Below are 21,496 nucleotides of genomic sequence, written 5' to 3' on the forward strand. Positions count from 1 at the left end.
TATGGCCCCGGGTTCGGAGCCGCCCCCGTGAACGCCGTTGCCCGGCACACCAGTCGGCGTGCCGGGCAACGGGGGACTCGGGCGGCGGTTACGCGGGAACGCTCGCCACGCCCGGCGCCAGGAACTTCTTGCCGTTCACCCGCTCCGAGACGCCCTCGCGGTCCAGGTACGGCGTGATGCCGCCCAGGTGGAAGGGCCAGCCGGCACCGGTGATCAGGCAGAGGTCGATGTCCTGCGCCTCGGCGACGACACCCTCGTCGAGCATGAGCCCGATCTCCTGGGCGACGGCGTCGAGCACGCGGTCCCGGACCTGCTGCTCGGTCAGGACGACGTCGCCCTGCTGCAGCAGCGCGGCGACCTCCGGGTCCAGCTCCGGCTTCCCGGAGTCGTAGACGTAGAAGCCGCGCTTGCCCGCCTTGACGACGGCCGCGAGGTTCGGGGAGACCGTGAAGCGGTCCGGGAAGGCCCGGTTGAGGGTCTCCGAGACGTGCAGGCCGATCGCGGGGCCGACCAGTTCGAGGAGGACCAGCGGCGACATCGGCAGGCCGAGCGGCTCGATGGCCTTCTCGGCGACCTCCACCGGGGTGCCCTCGTCGATGACGTTCTGGATCTCGCCCATGAAGCGGGTGAGAATGCGGTTCACGACGAACGCCGGGGCGTCCTTGGTGAGCACCGCGGTCTTCTTCAGCTTCTTGGCGACGGCGAAGGCCGTGGCCAGCGAGGCGTCGTCGGTCTGCTCGCCGCGCACGATCTCCAGCAGCGGCAGGATCGCGACCGGGTTGAAGAAGTGGAAGCCCACGACCCGCTCGGGGTTCTTCAGCTTCGACGCCATCTCCGAGACGGAGAGCGAGGAGGTGTTGGTGGCGAGGATCGCGTGCGCCGGGGCGACCGCCTCGACCTCCGCGAACACCTGCTGCTTGACGCCGATCTCCTCGAACACGGCCTCGATGACGAAGTCCGCGTCCGAGAAGCCCTCGGCCTTGTCCAGCACACCGGTGACCAGGGCCTTCAGGCGGTTGGCCTTGTCCTGGTTGATGCGGCCCTTGCCGAGCAGCTTGTCGATCTCGGCGTGGACGTAGCCCACACCCTTGTCGACGCGCTCCTGGTCGATGTCCGTGAGGACGACCGGGACCTCCAGGCGGCGCAGGAAGAGCAGCGCGAGCTGGGAGGCCATCAGACCGGCGCCGACGACACCGACCTTGGTGACCGGACGCGCGAGCGACTTGTCCGGGGCGCCCGCGGGACGCTTGCCGCGCTTCTGCACCAGGTTGAACGCGTAGATGCCGGCGCGCAGTTCGCCGCCCATGATCAGGTCGGCGAGCGCCGTGTCCTCGGCGTCGAAGCCCTGCTGGAGGTCGCCGTTCTTGGCGGCGGCGATGATGTCCAGGGCGCGGTAGGCGGCCGGGGCGGCACCGTGCACCTTGGAGTCCGCGATGAAGCGGCCCTTGGCGACGGCCTGGTCCCAGGCCTCGCCGCGGTCGGCCTCGGGGCGCTCGACGACGATCTCGCCCTTGAGGACGGACGCCGTCCACAGCAGGGACTGCTCCAGGAAGTCGGCACCCTCGAACAGGGCGTCGGCGATGCCCAGTTCGTAGACCTGGTGGCCCTTGAGCTGCTTGTTCTGGTTGAGCGAGTTCTCGATGATCACCGAGACGGCCTTGTCGGCGCCGATCAGGTTCGGCAGCAGGGCGCAGCCGCCCCAGCCGGGGACCAGGCCGAGGAAGACCTCGGGGAGGGAGAAGGCCGCGATGGAAGCGGAGACCGTGCGGTACGAGCAGTGCAGGCCGACCTCGACGCCGCCGCCCATCGCCGCGCCGTTGTAGTACGCGAAGGTGGGGACCGCGAGGCCGGACAGGCGCTTGAAGACCTCGTGGCCGCCCTTGCCGATGGCGAGCGCGTCGTCGTGGTTCTTCAGCAGCTCGACGCCCTTGAGGTCGGCGCCGACCGCGAAGATGAACGGCTTGCCGGTGAGGCCGACGCCGACGATCTCGCCCGCCGCGGCCTCCCGCTCGACCTGGTCGATCGCCGCGTCGAGGTTCGCGAGGGACTGCGGGCCGAAGGTGGTCGGCTTGGTGTGGTCGAAGCCGTTGTCCAGCGTCACGAGCGCGAAGCGCCCGGCGTTGAACGGCAGGTCGAGGTGGCGTACGTGCGCCGAGGTCACGACCTCGTCCGGGAACAGCTCGGCTGCGCCCTTCAGGAGTTCAGCGGTGGTCACTTGTCGCCTCCGGCGTCCTTGTGGTGCGGGTTCTCCCAGATCACCGTGGCGCCCATGCCGAAGCCGACGCACATGGTGGTGAGGCCGTAACGGACCTCCGGCTGCTCCTCGAACTGGCGGGCCAGCTGCGTCATCAGACGGACGCCGGAGGAGGCGAGCGGGTGGCCGAACGCGATGGCGCCGCCGTACTGGTTGACGCGCGCGTCGTCGTCCGCGATGCCGTAGTGGTCCAGGAAGGCGAGGACCTGGACGGCGAACGCCTCGTTGACCTCGAAGAGGTTGATGTCCTCGATCGACAGGCCGGCCTTGGCGAGGGCCTTCTCGGTGGCCGGGATCGGGCCGTAGCCCATCACCTCGGGCTCGACGCCCGCGAAGGCGTAGGAGACCAGGCGCATCTTGACCGGCAGGCCGTGCTCGCGGGCGAAGTCCTCGGACGCGATGATCGACGCGGTGGCACCGTCGTTCAGACCGGCGGCGTTGCCCGCGGTGACCCGGCCGTGGACGCGGAACGGCGTCTTGAGGCCGGCCAGGTTCTCCAGCGTCGTACCGGGGCGCATCGGCTCGTCGGCGGTGACCAGGCCCCAGCCCGTCTCGCCGACCTCGGCGTTGGTGTTGCGCACCGAGATGGGCACCAGGTCGGCCTGGATCTTGCCGTTGGCGTACGCCTTGGCGGCCTTCTCCTGCGAGCGCACGGCGTACTCGTCGGCGCGCTGCTTGGTGATGTGCGGGTACCGGTCGTGCAGGTTCTCCGCGGTCATGCCCATGAACAGGGCCGACTCGTCGACCAGCTTGTCCGACACGAAGCGCGGGTTGGGGTCCACGCCCTCGCCCATCGGGTGGCGGCCCATGTGCTCGACACCACCGGCGATGACGGCGTCGTACGCGCCGAAGGCGATGGAGCCCGCGGTGGTCGTGACGGCGGTCAGCGCGCCCGCGCACATGCGGTCGATGGAGTAGCCGGGGACCGACTGGGGGAGCCCGGCGAGGATGCCGGCCGTGCGGCCCAGCGTCAGGCCCTGGTCACCGATCTGCGTGGTCGCGGCGATGGCGACCTCGTCGATCTGCGCGGGGTCCAGACCGGGGTTGCGGCGCAGCAGCTCCCGGATGGCCTTCACGACGAGGTCGTCGGCGCGGGTCTCGTGGTAGATGCCCTTCGGGCCCGCCTTGCCGAACGGGGTGCGGACGCCGTCGACGAAGACGACGTCCCTGACGGTACGAGGCACGATGGCTCTCCTCCAGATGCGGGATGGCACTGCTGCGCGGCGCATACGCCTGAGCGCGCGCTCACCCCTTCATGCTACTTGCGGGTAACCATGCTGCCCAGTCCCCCGGCCGGGAGCGGCGAAGGTCACACAAGGAGCCCGGCGCCCAGGCGTCCCGCGCGGGCCCGATGGAGCCGCGGGCGGTCCCGCGCCGCGTCCCGGGATGCCGGACAGGGGCGACCGGCCGTATCGGACGGCCGCCCGGGATCTTGGCGTGATCTCGACGTCGCCGTTCCGCCGTCCCGGGGTCCGCGGAGCGCCGGACGACCCGGCCGGGCCACCGGTCCGCTCCCGGCCGAGGCCGTCGCCCTCGCCCACCGCACGGCGCTCACCACTCACGGCATGGCGCCCGTATGCGACGGACGTCCGCCCGGTCCCGCAGGGCGGACGGTTAGCCCTTGGCCGTGCCGGACCGCAGCGCGGTCACCAGGACCGGCGTGACCTGCTCGACCTGCCAGGCGCGCGCCCCGTGACCGGTGAGCGCGGCGGCGACCGAGTCGGCGTCGGGCGCGGCCGGCGGCTCCCAGCAGACCCGGCGCACGGTGTCGGGCGCGATCAGGTTCTCCTGCGGCATGTTCAGCCGCTCGGCGAGCGCCGAGACCGCGGCCCGCGCGGCGGAGAGCCGGGCCGCGGCCTCCGGGTCCTTGTCGGCCCACGCGCGCGGCGGCGGGGGACCGGTGACCGGCTGCCCGGGCTGCGGCAGCTCGGAGTCCGGCAGCGCCCTCGCGCGGTCGACGGCGCTCTGCCACTGCTCCAGCTGACGGCGGCCCATGCGGTGCCCGAAGCCGTTCAGCGCGGCGAGGGCGTGCACGTTGGCGGGCAGGGACAGCGCGGCCTCGACGATCGCGGCGTCGCCCAGCACCTTGCCGGGCGAGATGTCCCGGCGCTGCGCGACCTGGTCGCGGGCCTGCCACAGCTCCCGCACCACGGCCATCTGCCGGCGCCTGCGCACCTTGTGCATGCCGGACGTACGGCGCCAGGGGTCCTTGCGCGGCGGCGCCGGGTCGGCCTGCGCGATCGCGTCGAACTCCTGGCGGGCCCAGTCGAGCTTGCCCTGCCGGTCCAGCTCCTTCTCCAGCGCGTCCCGCAGGTCGACGAGCAGCTCGACGTCGAGCGCGGCGTAGCGCAGCCACGGTTCCGGCAGCGGGCGCGTCGACCAGTCGACGGCGGAGTGCCCCTTCTCCAGGACGAAGCCGAGGACGCTCTCGACCATCGCGCCGAGCCCGACCCGGGGGAACCCGGCCAGGCGGCCGGCCAGCTCGGTGTCGAACAGGCTGGTGGGGATCATGCCTATTTCCCGCAGGCACGGCAGGTCCTGGGTGGCGGCGTGCAGCACCCACTCTGCCTCGGAGATCGCCTCGCCGAGCCCGGAGAGGTCGGGGCAGGCCACGGGGTCGATCAGCGCGGAGCCGGCCCCCTCGCGGCGCAGCTGCACCAGATAGGCGCGCTGGCCGTATCGGTACCCGGACGCGCGTTCGGCGTCGACGGCCACGGGGCCGGTCCCGGCGGCGAAGGCGGCGATCACCTCGGCGAGCGAGGCGTCGTCGGCGATCACGGGCGGAATGCCGTCGCGGGGCTCGAGCAAAGGGATCGGCGCCAGTTCGACGTCGTCCGGAGGGGCGCCTCCGGTGGTTCGCAGTGAGCTGTCTGCTGCGGTCTCTTGGGCGTCGGTCACCTGTCAAGAGTATCTGTGTATGGACGACGCCCGTCGACGGAACGTTCCGTCGACGGGCGTCTGGGGGTCGTAAACCGGACAGGGGGGTGAAAGATCCGGTTCACGTTCGGGGAGGACCCTCGGGGGTCAGTGGATGATGCCGGTCCGCAGCGCCACCGCGACCATGCCGGCGCGGTCGCCCGTGCCGAGCTTGCGGGCGATGCGGGCGAGGTGGCTCTTGACGGTCAGCGCGGACAGGCCCATCGACACGCCGATGGCCTTGTTCGACTGGCCCTCCGCGACGAGGCGGAGCACCTCGACCTCGCGGCCGGACAGTTCGCGGTAGCCGCCCGGGTGGCTCGGGGCGCCCGGGGGGCGGCGGTGCATGCGGGCCGCGCCGCCGAGGGGGGCGGCTCCGGGGCGGTTGGGCAGCCCCAGGTTCGTCCGCGTACCGGTGACGACGTAGCCCTTGACGCCGCCCGCGAGGGCGTTGCGCACGGCACCGATGTCGTCGGCGGCGGAGAGGGCGAGGCCGTTGGGCCAGCCCGCGGCTCTGGTCTCGGACAGCAGGGTGAGCCCGCTGCCGTCGGGCAGGTGGACTTCCGCGACACAGATGTCGCGCGGGTTGCCGATTCGGGGACGGGCCTCCGCGACGGACGACGCCTCGATGACGTCGCGTACTCCGAGCGCCCACAGGTGGCGGGTGACGGTGGAACGGACCCGTGGGTCTGCCACGACCACCATGGCGGTCGGCTTGTTCGGGCGGTAGGCGACCAGGCTTGCGGGCTGCTCAAGGAGAACGGACACCAGGCCTCCTGGGGTGCGGGGACGGGGGGACCGGCTGTGGGGATGAGCCGGGATGGGCCGTGCTTGGAAGGTCACAGACGTCTTCGGCATCAAACCCGTGCGCCTTTAGAGAATGATCACGATTTAGTGAGTAACAATCCGTGCAATTCGGACACGCGATCGATCATCCGAAGATCGAACCGAGTCGCTCCGCGTCATTACGCGTCCGAAAGTGGTCGTATCGACAAAGGGACGATCAGTCGCGGGCCCTGACCGGTCGTCGCGGCCGGGGCGCGGCGAGGGGCGTCGGCGCGGGGACGGGACGGGCCGCACATGCGGGAGCGCACCGGCCGGAAGGCCGGTGCGCTCAGAGGGAGAAGAGGTCGGGGCGGGGCTCAGCGGGACTGGGGGCCCCGGCGCTGCGGCAGGGTCACCACCGACGCGTCACCCGCGCCCGCCGGCGGCAGCCCGGCCACCTGGCACAGCAGATCGCACCACGCGGCGAGATGGGCGGCGGTGTCCGGGACACCGCCCAGGCCCTCGCGCGGCGTCCACGACGCCCGGATCTCGATCTGGGAGGCGGAGGGCCGCTCGGAGAGGCCGCCGAAGTAGTGCGAACTCGCGCGCGTGACCGTGCCGCTCGGCTCGCCGTACGACAGGCCGCGGGCCTGGAGCGCGCCGGTCAGCCAGGACCAGCACACCTCGGGCAGCAGCGGGTCGGCCGCCATCTCCGGTTCCAGCTCCGCGCGGACCAGCGTCACCAGGCGGAAGGAGCCCTGCCAGGCGTCGTGCCCCGCCGGGTCGTGCAGCAGGACGAGCCGGCCGTCGGCCAGGTCCTCGTCGTCCTGGACCACCGCGGCCTCCAGCGCGTACGCCCACGGAGCCAGGCGCTGCGGCGGGCGCGTCGGGTCGATCTCGATCTCCGGCCGCGGCCGCGCGCCTCTCAGCGCCTCGACGGCGGCCCGGAAGGGCAGCGGAGCCGCGTCCCCCGCATCCCGTTCCCCCTCCTTCGGGTCGTCCATTCCGCCAGCGCCGTCCGACAGTCGTCCCTGAGCCGCAGCCATGCGGGGAAGATTAAGGGGAACGGGGCCTCCGCGCAGGGAAGGACACCCGCGCACGCGGCCACTGTCCGGATCACGCCGTACGAACGCGCCCCGGCGCGGGCGCCCGGTGCCCGGGACGGGACCGCCCGCGGACCGTGCGAGACTTTCCGTCGTGAGTGCCAACGATCGCCGCCCCACGGGCCAGCAGCCGACAGCCACGTACGAGTCCGCCTTCCTCAAGGCGTGCAGGCGCGAGCCCGTGCCGCACACCCCGGTGTGGTTCATGCGGCAGGCCGGGCGCTCACTCCCCGAGTACCTGAAGGTGCGCGAGGGCATCCCCATGCTGGAGTCCTGCATGCGGCCCGAGCTGGTCGCCGAGATCACCCTCCAGCCGGTCCGCCGGCACGGCGTCGACGCGGCGATCTACTTCAGCGACATCGTCGTCCCGCTCAAGGCCATCGGCATCGACCTCGACATCAAGCCGGGCGTCGGCCCGGTCGTCGAGAACCCGATCCGTACGCGCGCCGACCTCGCGCGGCTGCGCGACCTGACGCCCGAGGACGTCTCCTACGTCACCGAGGCCATCAAGCTGCTCACGGCCGAGCTGGGCGAGACCCCGCTGATCGGCTTCGCGGGGGCGCCCTTCACCCTCGCGAGCTACCTCGTCGAGGGCGGCCCGTCCAAGAACCACGAGCACACCAAGGCGCTCATGTACGGCGACCCGCAGCTGTGGGCCGACCTGCTCGACCGTCTCGCCGACATCACCTCCGCCTTCCTGAAGGTGCAGATCGAGGCCGGCGCGAGCGCCGTCCAGCTCTTCGACTCCTGGGTCGGCGCGCTGGCCCCCGCCGACTACCGCCGCTCGGTGATGCCCGCCTCGGCGAAGGTCTTCGAGTCCGTCGCCGGGTACGGCGTCCCGCGCATCCACTTCGGCGTCGGCACCGGCGAACTGCTGGGTCTGATGGGCGAGGCCGGAGCGGACGTCGTCGGCGTCGACTGGCGCGTCCCGCTGGACGAGGCGGCCCGCCGCGTCGGCCCCGGCAAGGCGCTCCAGGGCAACCTCGACCCGGCCGTCCTGTTCTCCACGACCGACGCCGTGCGCACCAAGACGCGCGAGGTGCTCGACGCCGCAGCCGGTCTGGAGGGCCACATCTTCAACCTCGGCCACGGCGTCCTGCCGACCACGGACCCGGACGCGCTGACCCGCCTCGTCGAGCACGTCCACACGCACACCGCCCGCTGACGGCTCCTCACGCGTGCCGCGCCTGCCTGCCCCACAGCAGGCTGCGCGGCTCCGGCGGGGGCGGGGTGCCCGGACGCAGCGGCCAGGCGAGCAGCATGCCCGCCAGGAAGCCGACCACGTGGGCCGCGTACGCCACCGTCCCCGCGTCGGAGACCCCGCCGCCGGACGAGTACACCGCCTGGAGCACGAACCAGAAGCCCAGCACGATCCAGGCGGGCAGCCGCAGCGGCAGGAACACCAGGAACGGGACGAGCACCCAGACCCGGGCCTTCGGATACAGCACCAGATACGCGCCGAGGACCCCGGCGATCGCTCCCGAGGCGCCGATCAGCGGGTCCCCCGAGTCGTCGTTCAGCAGCGCGAAGCCGTATGCCGCCGCGTAGCCGCACGCGACGTAGAACAGCGTGAACCGCACGTGCCCCAGCCGGTCCTCGATGTTGTTGCCGAAGATCAGCAGGAAGAGCATGTTGCCGAGCAGGTGCAGCCAGCTGCCGTGCAGGAACATCGCCGACAGGACCGAGAGCGCCGGTGACTTGTCGTAGTCCGGCGGCCCCACCAGGCAGCCCGGCCCGTGCGGGCCCACGCCGATCGCGCCGGTGGGCACGATGTCCGGCATCCGGTGGTGGACGAGCTCCTGCGGCACGGCGGCGTACTGGTCCAGGAAGGCCTGGAGGTGGCACAGCTGCGCCAGCTCGCTCTGGCCCGCCACCGAACCGGCGATGCCGGGCGTGAAGAGGAACACGAGGACGTTGGCCGCGATCAGCGCGTACGTCACGTACGGCGTACGGCGCGCCGGATTCACGTCATGGACGGGGATGACCACACCGGATTACTGCCCTCGATCCGGGGGCCGAATCGGTGAACGCCCCTGCCCGCGCCCGCGTATGACTCCTCGACCGCCCGTGGCGCGAGGAAGCCGCGACGCGAGGAACACGTGAGGACACAGGCGATGAACGAGCGAGTTACTCCTCCGATGCACGCCCTGCCCGACGGCGAGGCCGAGATCGCCCTGGTGCTGCACCTGCCCTGGGAGGACCTCGCCGCGCTCGGCCAGGAGGCCGGCCGGCTCGCCGCGCGCATGCAGCGCCCGGTGACCCTCGACGAGGCCGTCAGCCACCGGCTGCGCTCGGCGCGGCCGGCCGCCCACGCCAAACCGGCCGCCGCGCCGGCCGCGACCATGCCGCCGTCGGGCTCCGTCTCCTCGCTGCCGGGGCGCCCGCCCGCGGAACAGGCCCGGCAGGCCATCGAGCGGATCAACGGCACCGGGCAGCACGAGTCGGCCTGACGCCGGGCGGGTCCGGCGCGGCGGACGTCACCGCACCGCCGGTACCCGGCTCAGCGGGCGCCGTCGCGTACCGCCGCCACCGCCTTGCGCGCCGCCACCAGGACCGGGTCCCACACCGGCGAGAACGGCGGCGCGTACCCGAGGTCGAGCGCCGTCATCTGCTCCACCGTCATGCCCGCGGTGAGCGCCACCGCGGCGATGTCGACCCGCTTGCCCGCGCCCTCCCGGCCCACGATCTGCACGCCCAGCAGCCGTCCCGTGCGGTGCTCGGCGAGCATCTTCACCGTCATCGGCGCCGCGCCCGGGTAGTAGCCCGCGCGGCTCGTGGACTCCACGGTGACCGTCTGGAACCGCAGCCCGACCCGGTGCGCGTCCTTCTCCCGCAGCCCGGTGCGGGCGATCTCCAGTTCGCAGACCTTGCTCACCGCCGTGCCCACGACACCCGGGAAGGTGGCGTAGCCGCCGCCCACGTTGCTGCCGATGACCTGCCCGTGCTTGTTCGCGTGCGTGCCCAGCGCGATGTGCCGCTCACGTCCGGAGACCAGGTCCAGGACCTCGACGCAGTCGCCGCCCGCCCAGATGTCCTCGTGCCCGCGGACCCGCATCGCCAGGTCAGTGAGCAGCCCCCCGTGCTCGCCGACGGGCAGCCCGGCCGCCTGCGCCAGCGCGGTCTCGGGGCGTACGCCGATGCCGAGCACCACGACGTCCGCGGGGTACTCGGCGTCCTCGGTGGCGACCGCCCGGACCCGGCCGTCGTCACCGGTCAGGATCTTCGTCACCTCGGCGTCGTTCACCATCGTGATGCCCATGCCCTCCATGGCCGTGTGCACCAGGCGGCCCATGTCCGGGTCGAGCGTGGACATCGGTTCGCTGCCGCGGTTGACGACCGTCACCTCGTAGCCGCGGTTGATGAGCGCCTCGGCCATCTCGACGCCGATGTAGCCGGCGCCGACGACCACCGCGTGCCGCCCCTCGGTACCGGCCAGGGTGTCCAGCAGCGCCTGGCCGTCGTCCAGGGTCTGCACACCGTGCACCCCGGGCGCGTCCACCCCGGGCAGGTCGGGGCGGACGGGACGCGCGCCGGTCGCGATCACGAGCTTGTCGTACGCGGTCCACTCCTCGGCGCCGGACTCGACGTTCCGTGAGCGCACCCGGGAGCCCGGCACGTCGATCTCCACGGCCTCCGTCCGCATCCGGAGGTCGATGGCGCGCTCCCGGTGCTCCTCCGGGGTCCGCGCGATCAGCTCGTCCGGGCCGGCGACCTGCCCGCCCACCCAGTACGGGATCCCGCACGCCGAGTAGGAGGTGAAGTGGCCCCGCTCGAACGCCACGATCTCCAGCTCGTCGGCGCTCCGCAGCCGGCGTGCCTGCGACGCGGCGGACATGCCCGCCGCGTCGCCGCCGATGACGACCAGTCGCTCTTTCTTCCCGCCGGTACCGCTCGTAGGGCTCATGCTCATACGAACACGCTACGGGGACACGGCATTTCAGTCCTGGTCCCGGGCCCCCTCCTCGCGTGCCTCCGCGCGGCCCCCGGCCCCCTGGCGGACGGGCGCGGCGACGGGGAGCGCACCGCCGGAGGCGGCCGGCGCCGTCCGGCGTGACAGCCGGGGCCGCACCAGGCGCGCCCACAGCAGGACGAGCAGCGCCGCGCCCGCCAGGAACGGGAGCACCGCGCCGAAGGCGACCGCGATCCAGCGGAGCATGGTGACGAAGGCGTGCCAGCCGCCCGCCAGCGCGTCCACGAAGCCCGGGTCCCCGTCCTCCGCGCCGGCCTCCCTCACCGGCGTCTGCGTCAGGGACAGGGTGATCGTGGCCAGGCTCGCGCGGTCCTTCAGGGATGCCTGCTGGGCGAGCAGGGACTCCAGGTCCGCCTGACGGCTGCTCAGCTCGCCCTCCAGGGTGACGACGTCGGCGAGCTTGGTGGCCTCGTCCATCAGCTCGCGGATCCGGGCGACGCTGGCACGCTGCGACTTGACGCGGCTCTCCACGTCGACGACCTGCTCGGTGACGTCCTGCGCCTTGCCGGTGCGGGCCAGGAGCTTGCCCGCCCCCTCCAGGTCGTCGAGCACCTCCTCGTACCGCTCGACGGGCACGCGCAGGACGACCCGGGTCCGCTCGTGGCCGTCGCCGTCCCGGTTGGTCGTCTCGCTGCCGACGAAGCCGCCCGCGTTCTCCGCCGTGGTGCGGGCGTCGGCGAGGGCGTCCGGGACGTCCTTGACCCGCACGGTCAGCGAGGCCGTGCGGATGATGTGGCTCCCGGCGGCCCTGGGGGCGGCGGACGGCCTCGACTTGCCGCTGCTGGAGCCGCCGCCGCTGCGGTCCGCGGCTCCCGCGCCCTCCTCCTGGGCACCCGCCGCGTACCCCTTGGCGTCGCTGTCCGCGGCACTGCCGCTGTCGCCGCCGCCGCCGGTGTCGTTTGCGCCGCAGCCCGTCAGCGCGAGAGCGGCGGCGAGGAGCACTCCCGCCAGAGCCTGGACCCGTCCTACCGAGCGTCGTGTCTGCATGTGGGCATCCCCCCGGGGGCGTCGTGACGACTGACGCTCCTTCGACGCCCGGGCGGGCCCGGACGTTGGGGGGATCCGGTTCCGATGCGGTCACGGTAAGGACTCGCGGGGGACACCGGGCTCGCGAGGGAACCGTCCGCGGGGTCTGAGAAGGTGGGGGCATGCGTGCACAGGACACTCGTACGGGCTCGGGCCGGGCCGTCGTCGTCGGCGGCGGCATCGCGGGACTGGCGGCGGCCCACCGGCTGCTGGCCGCCGGCGTGGACGTGACCGTCCTGGAGGCCTCGGAACGGCTGGGCGGGAAACTGCTGCCCGGCGAGATCGCGGGCGCCCGGGTCGACCTCGGCGCCGAGTCCATGCTCGCCCGGCGCCCCGAGGCGGTCGCCCTGGCTCGCGAGGTGGGCCTCGCGGACCGGCTCGCACCGCCCGCCACCGCCACGGCGTCGATCTGGACCCGCGGCGCCCTGCGGCCCATGCCCAAGGGCCATGTCATGGGCGTCCCCGGCACCGCCTCCGCCCTCGCCGGACTGCTGTCGGACGAGGGCCTGCGCCGCATCGGGCGCGACGCCGACCTGCCGCGCACGGAGGTCGGCGACGACGTCGCGGTGGGCGCCTACGTCGCCGAGCGGCTCGGCCGGGAGGTCGTGGACCGCCTCGTCGAACCGCTGCTCGGCGGGGTGTACGCGGGCGACGCGTACCGCCTCTCGATGCGCTCGGCGGTCCCGCAGCTCTTCCAGGCCGCCCGTACCCACGACTCGCTGACCGAGGCCGTCCGGGAGATCCAGGATAAGGCCGCCCGCGGGCCACAGGGCGGGCCGGTGTTCATGGGGATCGAGGGCGGGGTCGGCCGGCTGCCCCTCGCGGTCGCCGAGTCGGTCCGCGCCCGGGGCGGCGAGATCGTCACCGGCGCCCGCGTGACGGAACTGCGCCGCACGGGCCCGCCGGAGCGGCCGGGGGCGCCCTGGCGGATCGTCGCCGGCGACCGGGTCCTGCACGCCGACGCCGTCGTGCTCGCCCTGCCCGCGCCGGCCGCCGCCGCCCTGCTGCGCGCCGAGGTGCCCGCCGCCGCGGCCGAGCTGGCCGCCGTCGAGTACGCCTCCATGGCGCTCATCACCCTCGCCTACCGCCGCGCGGACGCCGATCTGCCCGAGGGCAGCGGCTTCCTGGTGCCGCCGGTCGACGGGCGCACCATCAAGGCGTCCACCTTCGCCTCCCGCAAGTGGGGCTGGATCGACGAGGAGAACCCCGGCCTGCTCGTCGTGCGGACCTCCGTCGGCCGGTACGGGGAGACCGAGGTGCTCGACCGGGACGACGAGGACCTCGTCGACGTCTCCCGGCACGACCTGCGCGAGGCCACCGGCCTTGCCGCCGCCCCCGTCGCCACCCGCGTCACCCGCTGGTACGACGGCCTGCCGCAGTACCCCGTCGGGCACCACGCGCGCGTGGCCCGCGTCCGCGAGCACGTCGCCGCGGTCCCCGCCCTCGCCGTCTGCGGGGCCGCCTACGACGGCGTCGGCATCCCCGCCTGCATCGCGAGCGCGTACGCCGCCGTCGACGCGCTCGGCGGCGACCGCGGCGGGCTGGACGCGCTCCGCGCCGACCCGGTGCAGAGTCTGCACGGCGGCGCGGGAGAATAGCCCCATGAGTGACGACGCCCCCGCCAAGATCCCGAACAAGGGCAAGCTGGCCAAGGACCTCAACGAGGTCATCCGCTACACGCTGTGGTCCGTCTTCAAGCTCCGTGACGCCCTCCCCGAGGACCGCGCGGGTTACGCGGACGAGGTCCAGGAGCTGTTCGACCAGCTCGCCGCGAAGGACGTGACCGTCCGCGGCACGTACGACGTGTCCGGGCTGCGCGCCGACGCGGACCTGATGATCTGGTGGCACGCCGAGACCAGCGACCAGCTCCAGGAGGCGTACAACCTCTTCCGCCGCACCCGCCTGGGCCGCGCCCTGGAGCCGGTGTGGTCGAACATGGCGCTGCACCGCCCCGCCGAGTTCAACCGCTCGCACATCCCGGCGTTCCTCGCCGACGAGACGCCCCGGAACTACATCAGCGTCTACCCCTTCGTGCGCTCCTACGACTGGTACCTGCTGCCCGACGAGGACCGGCGCCGCATGCTCGCCGACCACGGCAAGATGGCCCGCGGCTACCCGGACGTGCGCGCCAACACCGTCGCCTCGTTCTCCCTCGGCGACTACGAGTGGATCCTCGCCTTCGAGGCCGACGAGCTGTACCGCATCGTCGACCTCATGCGTCACCTGCGGGCCTCCGAGGCCCGGATGCACGTCCGCGAGGAGGTCCCGTTCTACACGGGCCGCCGCAAGGACGTCGCCGAGCTGGTCGCCGGCCTCGCCTGACCCGCCCGCCACGGGACGCCGGGGGCCGCCTTCGCGCGATCGCCCGGCGCCACCGGCCTCGGCTCGGCACGCGGGGCGCAGTCGGCGCCGTACAGCGGGAGCCGGCCCTCCAGCAGATACGCGTCCAGGTGTTCGTTGACGCACCGGTTGGGCCCGCCGGCGATGCCGTGGGTGCCCGCGTCCCGCTCGGTGACCAGGGCCGAGCCGGACAGCCGCCGCCGCAGCTCCCGGGCGCCCTCGTACGGCGTGGCCGCGTCGAGTTCGGCCGCGAGGATCAGCGTGGGCGGCAGTTCACCGGGGAGCGTCCGCACGTCGAGCGGCCGTTGCCGGGGCCCGCTCCAGTACGCGCACGGCAGGTTCGTCCACACGTTGTCCCAGGTCTCGAAGGGCGCCACGCGGGCGAGTTCCGTGTTGTCGCGGTCCCAGGTGCGCCAGTCCGTCGGCCAGGGGGCGTCGTTGCACTCGACGGCGGTGTAGACCGCGCGGGCGTTCTCCTGCTCGCGGGCCGCCTCCGGATACGGTCCCGCCTGCTGGACGAGCGGCTTCGGGTCGCCCTTGAGGTAGGCGGACAGGGCCAGGGCGCGCTGCGGCCAGTAGTCGTCGTAGTACCCGGCCTGGAGGAACGCGCCCTGGAGCTGCCCGGGGCCGACCTTGCCGCCCGCCGGTTCGGCGGCGAGGCGCGCGAGGGCCTTCTCGTAGCTGTGCAGCACTTCTTCGGCGGTGCGGCCGAGGCCGTACACCTCGTCGTGCCGGGCGGTCCAGGCGCGGAAGTCCGCCCAGCGGCTCTCGAAGGCCGCCGACTGGTCGAGGTTCGTGCGGTACCAGATCCGCTCCGGATCGGGGTTCACCGCCGAGTCGAAGACCATGCGGCGCACGTGCGACGGGAACAGATCCGCGTAGAGCGCCCCGAAGTAGGTCCCGTACGAGGCGCCCATGAACGTCAGCTTCCGCTCGCCGAGCGCGGCGCGCAGCACGTCCAGGTCGCGGGCGTTGTTCAGCGACGTGTAGTGGCGCAGGCCGGCGCCGCCCCGGCGGGCGCAGCCGCGGGCGTACGCCTTCGCCTCCGCGACGCGCTCCTTCTTGTACGACTCGGAAGGGAACGCCGGGGCCTGCGAGGGGCCCCGCGACAGTTCGCGCGGGTCCTGGCAGGAGAGCGGCGCGGAACGGCCGACTCCGCGCGGGGCGTAGCCGACGAGGTCGTAGGCCGCCCCGATCCGCTTCCACTCGGGGAGCAGCCCGGCCAGCGGGAAGTACATGCCCGAACCGCCGGGGCCACCGGGGTTGTAGACGAGCGCCCCCTGCCGCGGCACCGCGCGCTCCGGGTCGCGCGGGTCCCTGCCGGTGGCCTCGGCGCGGCTGACGGTCAGTCTGATCCGCTTGCCGTCCGGGTGCGCGTAGTCGAGCGGCACGGTGACCGTTCCGCACCGCAGGGCGCCGGGCAGCTCCTGGTCGCCGGAGCACGAGCCGAAGCGGATGCCGGCGGCCGCGGCGCGGCGGGCGGCCAGCGCGGTGCCGCGCGTCTCGGCGGAGTCCGTGAGGGCCGCCCGGGACCCGGGGTCCGCGGGCAGCCCGCCCGCGGGTGCGGAGGCGAGGGCGGTCAGGAGCACGGACCCGGCGGCGGAACAGAGGGCGGTGGCTCTCATCGCGTATCCCTTCGGTGCGCGGCGGCGGAAGGGCGTATCCCTCCGGCGGCAGCGACAGAAGGGATGTTTCGGTCGGCGGACGGCGAAGTAAAGCACCGCCCCCGGCGGTGTCGGCCCCGATGCCCCGATGCGCCCCCCGGAGGGGGTGAATCGAACAGTCCCCGCGGGCCCTACGGGTGGCGCTCGCGGTGGGCGAAGGCCGCGCGCAGTTCCGGTTCGCCGGCCGCGCGGACGCCGCGGACGGCCACGGCGGTGAGGTACGTACGCTCGTCGTCCGCCGCGGAGGAGTGCCGGGACAGGCCGCCCAGCAGCCGCTGACCGGCCGGGGAGGCCCAGCGGGTGTACGGGTGGACCTCGATCCGGGCGATGGCGAGGCAGCTCAGGGCGAGCACCAGGGGGAGCGCGAACCACAGGGCGACCAGCCCCCGGTCCGCGGGCTGCTGACCGGGCAGCAGCAGGGCGACGGCGCCCAGCACGAGGACGGCCGCGGCGGCGGCCCGGACCTGGCGGACGGCGCCGGCGACCGTCGTGCGCGCTCCGTCCGGCACGGCGAGCCCGGCCGCGACGAGGTGGTCGGCGAGCCGGCGCACCGCCTCGGCCGTCGCCGCGGTCCTGCGCACCGGCGCTATCTCCGACTGGCCCCGGGGACCTATCGCGCCCAGCACCGAACGCTCCATGTCGTCCCGCCCGTCGGGGTCCACCACGGTCACCCAGCCGGTGTGCGCGAGCAGCAGCCGGCGCCGGCGTGCCATCGACACCAGGGTGAGGTCGGCGACCCGCCCGGGGCCGCCCGACAGGAACGCGGCCTCGTACAGCGTCAGATCGTGTCCGCGCCCCGCCCGCTCGTCCACGGCGGCGGCGCGGACGGCGGCCAGGCACAGCCGTGAACAGGCCGAGCCGGTCGCGGCCCAGGCGAGGAGCAGGAGGAGGACCCAGAACATGGCGGATTTCTATGCGACACGGGCCGGGAGCGCCACACCTTATTCACGATGTGGACGGTGTGCCGTCCGCGGAGCCGTCCGCCGACCGGGGACTGGAGGCGGCCGGCGGCAGCGGGTAGCCCGCGGAGGGTGTCACCGGGACCGGCGGCCTGGGGGAGGCCGTGGGGCCGGGCGGGGCGGGGGACTTGGTGAGCGGCGGCGGGGCGGCGGTGGCCGCGTCCTCGGCGAGGGCGTCGAAGTCGACGTAACCCGTGGCCTCCAGGACCTTGATGTGGTCGAGCACGGTGGTGTTCGCGTCGTCGGCGAGGTCGCGCACGAGGGTGTTGCGGGTGCTCGCGCGGACCTGCGCGACGACGGAGAACACCTTGCCGTGCGCCTGGCGGAGGATGTTCGCGAACTCCCGGTCCCAGTCCGCTCCGTGGGCCGCGTCCAGCGTCGCCAGCCACTGGCGCTGCTGCGGGCTGGGCTGGTTCGGCAGTTCGAGTCCGAGCCGCGCCGCGACGTTGCGGACGCGGGCGTCGAGGAAGGTGTGGCCCTCGATGAGGTGTTCGCCGGCGGTCCTTACGGCCTGCGTGGTGCCGCGCTCCTGGGCCTGCTGGCCGGCGGGCAGCTCCCAGAGGCCGGCCAGCCGCACCTTGGTGATGAACTCCCGGTCCAGCCCGGACAGCGGCCCGAACCGCGTCGACACGGTCTGCGCGTTCAGGGTGTCCAGCCCGGTGCCGGAGCGGTCCGCGTAGGACCAGATCGGGAAGACGAGCGCGACGAGGGTCGCCGTCAGGCCCGCGACGACGAGCCCGGTTCCACTGACCAGTCCTTCTCGGTTGATGGATCGCATGGTGCCTCCTGTTGCGGCACCGCACGCTAGTGCGCTTCGGGTGCGGGTTGGCATATTACTGCGGTCCATACGCCAACTGCCGTACAGGGAAATCGGGTTCAGCGGAGGGGTTCGAACGCCGGATGGGGTGGAAATGTCCACCCGCAGAGCACCGCAATACGGCACAAGCCGTCGACGGGCCGCAGGAGCGGGGCCGGTGGTGTTGATTCCGGCACATCGCTCGGCGCCCCGCCCTCCCGCGCGGTGCTCCGCCCCGCCGCTCCGGCGGCGCGCCGCCGTGGCCGGCCGGACGGCTCAGCGGCGCAGCAGGACCCGGCGGGTGGCCCGGGCCAGACGGGCCGCCGGGCGCGCGGAGCGCGGGGCGGGCCCGGACCGGTCCAGCCACCAGTCGCGCAGCCGGCGCCGGGACTCCGCGTCCTCGGGGCGTCCGGCGAGCAGCAGGTGCGCGGCGTACTCCAGGGCGTCCTGCCGGTACCCGCCCGTCATGGGGTGCCGCTGCGCGTAGGCGAGGAACGTCGGCCGGTACGCCGCTCCGAGGATCCGGGGCAGTTCGGGAGCCACCTTGGCGACCACGTCCGCGCGCTTGGCCGCGAGCGCCCGGGCCTGTACGCCGAGGCGGACCCGGTCGAAGCCCTCCGGGACCGGCGTGCCCGCGACGAGCGCGGAGAGCAGCGCGGCCTGGGCGAGCGCGAGCCGCTGCCGCGCCGGCCCGGCGACCCCGTCCGCCCCGGTCGCGGTGTCGGCGTCGGACACGGCGACCGAGAGGGACCCGGGCACGGAGGCGCGGTTGTCCACCACTACGGGCTCGGGCGCGGACCTGCGCTCGGCCACCGCTACGGGCTCGGCCACCGAGACGGGCGCGGGCACGGAGCTGCGCTCGGCCACCGGGACCGGCGCGGGTGCCGAGGGGGGCCCGCCCGCCGGGGTCGGCCCCGTGAGGCGCGTGGGGCCGAGCGGCGCGGGAGTCCGGGCGGCCCCGGCGCCCACCGCGACGGGAGCCGCCGTCCGCAGCGTCTCCCGGATCGCGGTCAGCTCCCGCTCCAGTTCCCCGGGGGCGGGGAAGTTCTCGTCCCGCTCCAGCAGCACCCCGGGCGGCGAGACCCGGGAGGCGAGGTCGGCGAGGATGTCGAGCACGGGCCGGGGGACGGGGTGGGCGTGGCTGTCGTGCCACACGCCGTCGCGCTCGAACCCGCCCGCGACGTGGACGTAGGCGATGGCCTCCACCGGGAGTTCGTCCAGCGCCTTCGCGGGGTCCTCGCCCCGGTTGACGTGGTTGGTGTGGAGGTTCGCGACGTCGATCAGCAGCCGTACGCCGGTGCGGTCCACGAGGTCGTACAGGAACTGCCCCTCGGTCATCTCCTCACCGGGCCAGGAGATCAGCGCCGCGATGTTCTCGACGGCGAGCGGAACGGGCAGGGCGGCCTGGGCGATCCGGACGTTCTCGCACAGGACGTCCAGCGCGTCCCGGGTGCGCGGGACGGGGAGCAGGTGCCCGGCCTCCAGCGGCGGGGACGCGGTCAGCGGGCCGCCCGCGCGGACGAAGGCGATGTGCTCGGTGACGAGCGGCGCGCCCAGCGCCAGCGCCCGCTCGGCGAGGGCGGTCAGGCGGGACTCGTCGGGGCGGTCCGCGCCGCCGAGTCCCAGCGAGACCCCGTGCGGCACGACCGTGACCCCGCGCTCGCGCAGCCGGAGCAGCGACTCGGGGAGGTGCCCGGGGCACACGTTCTCCGCCACGGCCTCGACCCAGTCGATGCCGGCCATGCGCTCCACGGCGTCCGCGATCTCCGGACGCCAGCCGATTCCCGTCCCCAGCTGCTTCATGTCCCCGCCCCCTGTGCGTCACGTCCCGTCCGGCCGGACCCCGTGTGCCGTCGTCCGCGACGGCTCCCCACCACCGGCCGGTTGTTCCGGCGTGACGGGGTGATGGCCCCGGGAACCGGGGCCCAACCCGTCCGGGGGGACCTTCAGAGCAACATTTGAGGTTCCGAGGGTCCCCCGGCGGGCATCAGCGCCCGGTCATCCCACCTCGCCTGCGGGATCGCCGGTGGGATCGGGACGGCCCGTGTTGACCTCGCCCGGCGCCGCGGGCGACGGGCTCGACGACACCTCGACGTCGCCGGACGGCTCCGCGGGCGGCGCCGAGGCCGGGGACGACCCGACGGTGGGCGGGGGCGGCCCCGTCGGGCTGGCGGTCGCCCCGGCCGCCGTGTCGTTGGCGATGGCGTCGAAGTCGACCTCGCCGGTCTTCTCCAGCACGGTGATGTGGTCGAGCACCGTCTGGTTGGCGTCCGAGGCGAGCTGCCGCACCAGCGTGTTGCGGGTGCTGTTCCGCACCGCTCCGATGGCCGGGAAGATCTTGCCGTGCGCGGACCGCAGGAGGTTCGCGAACTTGCGCTCGTAGTCCTTGCCCTGCGCGGCCGTCAGCTCGTCGAGCCAGCCCTGCTGCTGTTCGTTCGGCTGGTTCGGCAGTTCGACGCCGAGCTGGGCCGCGATGATCCGTACCCGCTTGTCGAGGTCGGTGTGGCCGACGATCAGGTGGTCGCCCGCCTCCTTGATCGCCTTGGTGGGGGCCCGCTCGATCGCCTGCTGCCCGGCCGGGAGTTCCCACAGCCCGGCGAGGCGTACGCGCACGATCAGGTCGCGGTCGGAGGCGGAGAGGGGGCCCCACTGGGTGTTCACCGTGCCGGCGGCGAGATTCGCCGGACCGGTGCCGGAGCGGTCGGCGTACGACCACACGGGGAACGCGAGCGCGCCGACGGTGGCGACGAGGGCCGCGATGACGAGGGCCGTACCGTTGATACGCCGCAAATGAGCCTCCCGGGAACATGCCAACTGGTCGTTGGAAACCTGTGCTTGGCCAGCGTCAGGAGGTACGTACGGGACGGCCGTGCTGTTCAACGGGCCCGCGGATCGTGCGGGCCGGTGCGTCAGCGGCGCAGCGCGGGGTGGTCGGCGACCACCGTGCACGACCCCGGCGCGATCTCCGTGAAGCCCGCGTCGCGCACCAGCGGCAGCCCGGACGCGGTGAGCCGGCTCCAGTCGGCGGGCGCGGCCGTACGGACCGAGAGCGCGAACCCGGCGTCGCGCCAGGCCGCCTTCTCCTCGTCCGACAGCTCCCACCAGGCCAGCTGCGCCCCGTGCCCCGCCTGCGCCATCGCCTTGCCGGCCGACATGTCCAGGTCGGGGCTCAGCCACAGCACGGGTGCCGACGGGTCGGCGCCGGACGGCGGTTCGGGGTCGTCGAGGTCCGTGCCGGAGACCTGGAGCCGGGCCAGGTCCTTGGGCCAGCCGTCCAGCGGCACCGGCGGGAAGACGCGGACCTCGGCGGACTTGCCGGTCACCGTGATGCCGGGCAGGGTCTCGGCCCGCCGCCACTCGGCGCCGCGCGCCCGCCGCACCACCTTGCGGATCCGGGCGTCCTGCCAGTCCCGCATGAGCGCTGCCCACTCCCCGTCGCCGAGCGAGCGCTCGTCGGCCAGGATCGTGAGCACGGCACGCGCGGCGGTCTCCAGCGCGTCCGTGCGAGCCGGGGGCGCGGTCTTCTCGATGCGGACGACCAGGGGCATCACGAACTGCGGTGCCTCGTCGCGCGCGGAGCGCTCGGAGCGGAAGGGGCTGTCGCCTTCGGGGGCGGGTTCGGCTGCGCGCGGATCACTGGTCACGCCTCCAGTCTGCCAGGCGCAAGATCGGCGCTCCGCGGGCGGCCGTGCCCCGGGGGAGA

Annotated in this window: 18 protein-coding genes; 4 read left to right on the plus strand and 14 right to left on the minus strand. The window is 73.8% G+C overall.

The window, feature by feature from the left end; genetic code table 11:
• Nucleotides 1-88: 88 nt before the first annotated feature.
• The 5 genes from ACWGIS_RS10170 to ACWGIS_RS10190 form a co-directional block, all read right to left on the minus strand.
• Nucleotides 89-2,215 carry a 3-hydroxyacyl-CoA dehydrogenase NAD-binding domain-containing protein gene (locus ACWGIS_RS10170; protein ID WP_453361930.1) on the minus strand — a complete coding sequence of 709 codons (2,127 nt, stop codon included), beginning with the start codon at nt 2,213-2,215 and terminating at the stop codon, nt 89-91.
• The gene (locus tag ACWGIS_RS10175) at nt 2,212-3,438 is read right to left on the minus strand and encodes a thiolase family protein (RefSeq protein WP_453361931.1); all 1,227 of its coding nucleotides are present in this window, start codon (nt 3,436-3,438) and stop codon (nt 2,212-2,214) included. Before ACWGIS_RS10175 ends, ACWGIS_RS10170 begins: the two co-directional genes overlap by 4 nt.
• A 430-nt stretch (nt 3,439-3,868) precedes the next feature.
• Nucleotides 3,869-5,152 (minus strand): HRDC domain-containing protein, encoded by a 1,284-nt coding sequence (locus ACWGIS_RS10180; RefSeq protein ID WP_453361932.1) that lies wholly within the window; start codon nt 5,150-5,152, stop codon nt 3,869-3,871.
• Between the two features lie 126 nt (nt 5,153-5,278).
• Nucleotides 5,279-5,938 carry a helix-turn-helix transcriptional regulator gene (locus ACWGIS_RS10185; protein ID WP_356174473.1) on the minus strand — a complete coding sequence of 220 codons (660 nt, stop codon included), beginning with the start codon at nt 5,936-5,938 and terminating at the stop codon, nt 5,279-5,281.
• Nucleotides 5,939-6,312: 374 nt separating this feature from the next.
• Nucleotides 6,313-6,939: a DUF3000 domain-containing protein gene (locus ACWGIS_RS10190; protein ID WP_453362062.1), complete on the minus strand. Its 627-nt coding sequence runs from the start codon at nt 6,937-6,939 to the stop codon at nt 6,313-6,315.
• A 193-nt stretch (nt 6,940-7,132) separates the two neighbouring features.
• Here ACWGIS_RS10190 and hemE point away from each other — a divergent pair, with 193 nt between their 5' ends.
• Complete coding sequence (gene hemE, locus ACWGIS_RS10195) at nt 7,133-8,203, plus strand: uroporphyrinogen decarboxylase (protein WP_453361933.1); 1,071 nt, start codon at nt 7,133-7,135, stop codon at nt 8,201-8,203.
• 7 nt (nt 8,204-8,210) lie between these two features.
• Here the strand turns inward: hemE and ACWGIS_RS10200 are convergent, their stop codons facing one another.
• Nucleotides 8,211-9,026 (minus strand): rhomboid family intramembrane serine protease, encoded by an 816-nt coding sequence (locus ACWGIS_RS10200; protein WP_453361934.1) that lies wholly within the window; start codon nt 9,024-9,026, stop codon nt 8,211-8,213.
• Nucleotides 9,027-9,152: 126 nt separating this feature from the next.
• On the opposite strand from ACWGIS_RS10200, the gene ACWGIS_RS10205 reads away from it, so the two are divergent.
• On the plus strand, nt 9,153-9,488 hold the full coding sequence (locus tag ACWGIS_RS10205) for a hypothetical protein (protein ID WP_453361935.1): 336 nt from the start codon (nt 9,153-9,155) through the stop codon (nt 9,486-9,488).
• 50 nt (nt 9,489-9,538) lie between these two features.
• Here the strand turns inward: ACWGIS_RS10205 and ACWGIS_RS10210 are convergent, their stop codons facing one another.
• Both ACWGIS_RS10210 and ACWGIS_RS10215 read right to left on the minus strand, forming a co-directional pair.
• Nucleotides 9,539-10,948, minus strand: coding sequence for an FAD-dependent oxidoreductase (locus tag ACWGIS_RS10210; protein ID WP_453361936.1), 1,410 nt, complete (start codon nt 10,946-10,948; stop codon nt 9,539-9,541).
• 27 nt (nt 10,949-10,975) lie between these two features.
• Nucleotides 10,976-11,995 (minus strand): DUF4349 domain-containing protein, encoded by a 1,020-nt coding sequence (locus ACWGIS_RS10215; protein WP_453361937.1) that lies wholly within the window; start codon nt 11,993-11,995, stop codon nt 10,976-10,978.
• A 161-nt stretch (nt 11,996-12,156) separates the two neighbouring features.
• Here ACWGIS_RS10215 and hemG point away from each other — a divergent pair, with 161 nt between their 5' ends.
• Nucleotides 12,157-13,632, plus strand: a complete 1,476-nt coding sequence (gene hemG, locus ACWGIS_RS10220) for a protoporphyrinogen oxidase (RefSeq protein WP_453361938.1) — start codon at nt 12,157-12,159, stop codon at nt 13,630-13,632.
• 4 nt (nt 13,633-13,636) lie between these two features.
• Complete coding sequence (hemQ, locus tag ACWGIS_RS10225) at nt 13,637-14,356, plus strand: hydrogen peroxide-dependent heme synthase (RefSeq protein WP_358853119.1); 720 nt, start codon at nt 13,637-13,639, stop codon at nt 14,354-14,356.
• Here the strand turns inward: hemQ and ACWGIS_RS10230 are convergent.
• From ACWGIS_RS10230 to ACWGIS_RS10255, 6 genes are all read right to left on the minus strand, one after another.
• Nucleotides 14,305-15,999, minus strand: a complete 1,695-nt coding sequence (locus ACWGIS_RS10230; RefSeq protein WP_453361939.1) for an alpha/beta hydrolase — start codon at nt 15,997-15,999, stop codon at nt 14,305-14,307. The two genes, hemQ and ACWGIS_RS10230, sit on opposite strands and share 52 nt — an antisense overlap.
• A 170-nt stretch (nt 16,000-16,169) precedes the next feature.
• Nucleotides 16,170-16,940 (minus strand): TIGR04222 domain-containing membrane protein, encoded by a 771-nt coding sequence (locus ACWGIS_RS10235; RefSeq protein WP_453361940.1) that lies wholly within the window; start codon nt 16,938-16,940, stop codon nt 16,170-16,172.
• A gap of 43 nt (nt 16,941-16,983) precedes the next feature.
• The gene (locus ACWGIS_RS10240) at nt 16,984-17,775 is read right to left on the minus strand and encodes a DUF4142 domain-containing protein (protein WP_453361941.1); all 792 of its coding nucleotides are present in this window, start codon (nt 17,773-17,775) and stop codon (nt 16,984-16,986) included.
• 294 nt (nt 17,776-18,069) lie between these two features.
• A complete protein-coding gene (locus ACWGIS_RS10245; RefSeq protein ID WP_453361942.1) occupies nt 18,070-19,596 on the minus strand; it encodes a multinuclear nonheme iron-dependent oxidase in 1,527 nt (508 codons plus the stop codon).
• Between the two features lie 195 nt (nt 19,597-19,791).
• Nucleotides 19,792-20,583, minus strand: coding sequence for a DUF4142 domain-containing protein (locus tag ACWGIS_RS10250; RefSeq protein ID WP_453361943.1), 792 nt, complete (start codon nt 20,581-20,583; stop codon nt 19,792-19,794).
• Between the two features lie 119 nt (nt 20,584-20,702).
• Complete coding sequence (locus ACWGIS_RS10255) at nt 20,703-21,437, minus strand: aminoacyl-tRNA hydrolase (protein WP_453361944.1); 735 nt, start codon at nt 21,435-21,437, stop codon at nt 20,703-20,705.
• Nucleotides 21,438-21,496: the final 59 nt, after the last annotated feature.

It is taken from the genome of Streptomyces sp. NPDC054842 (genome assembly GCF_053611025.1).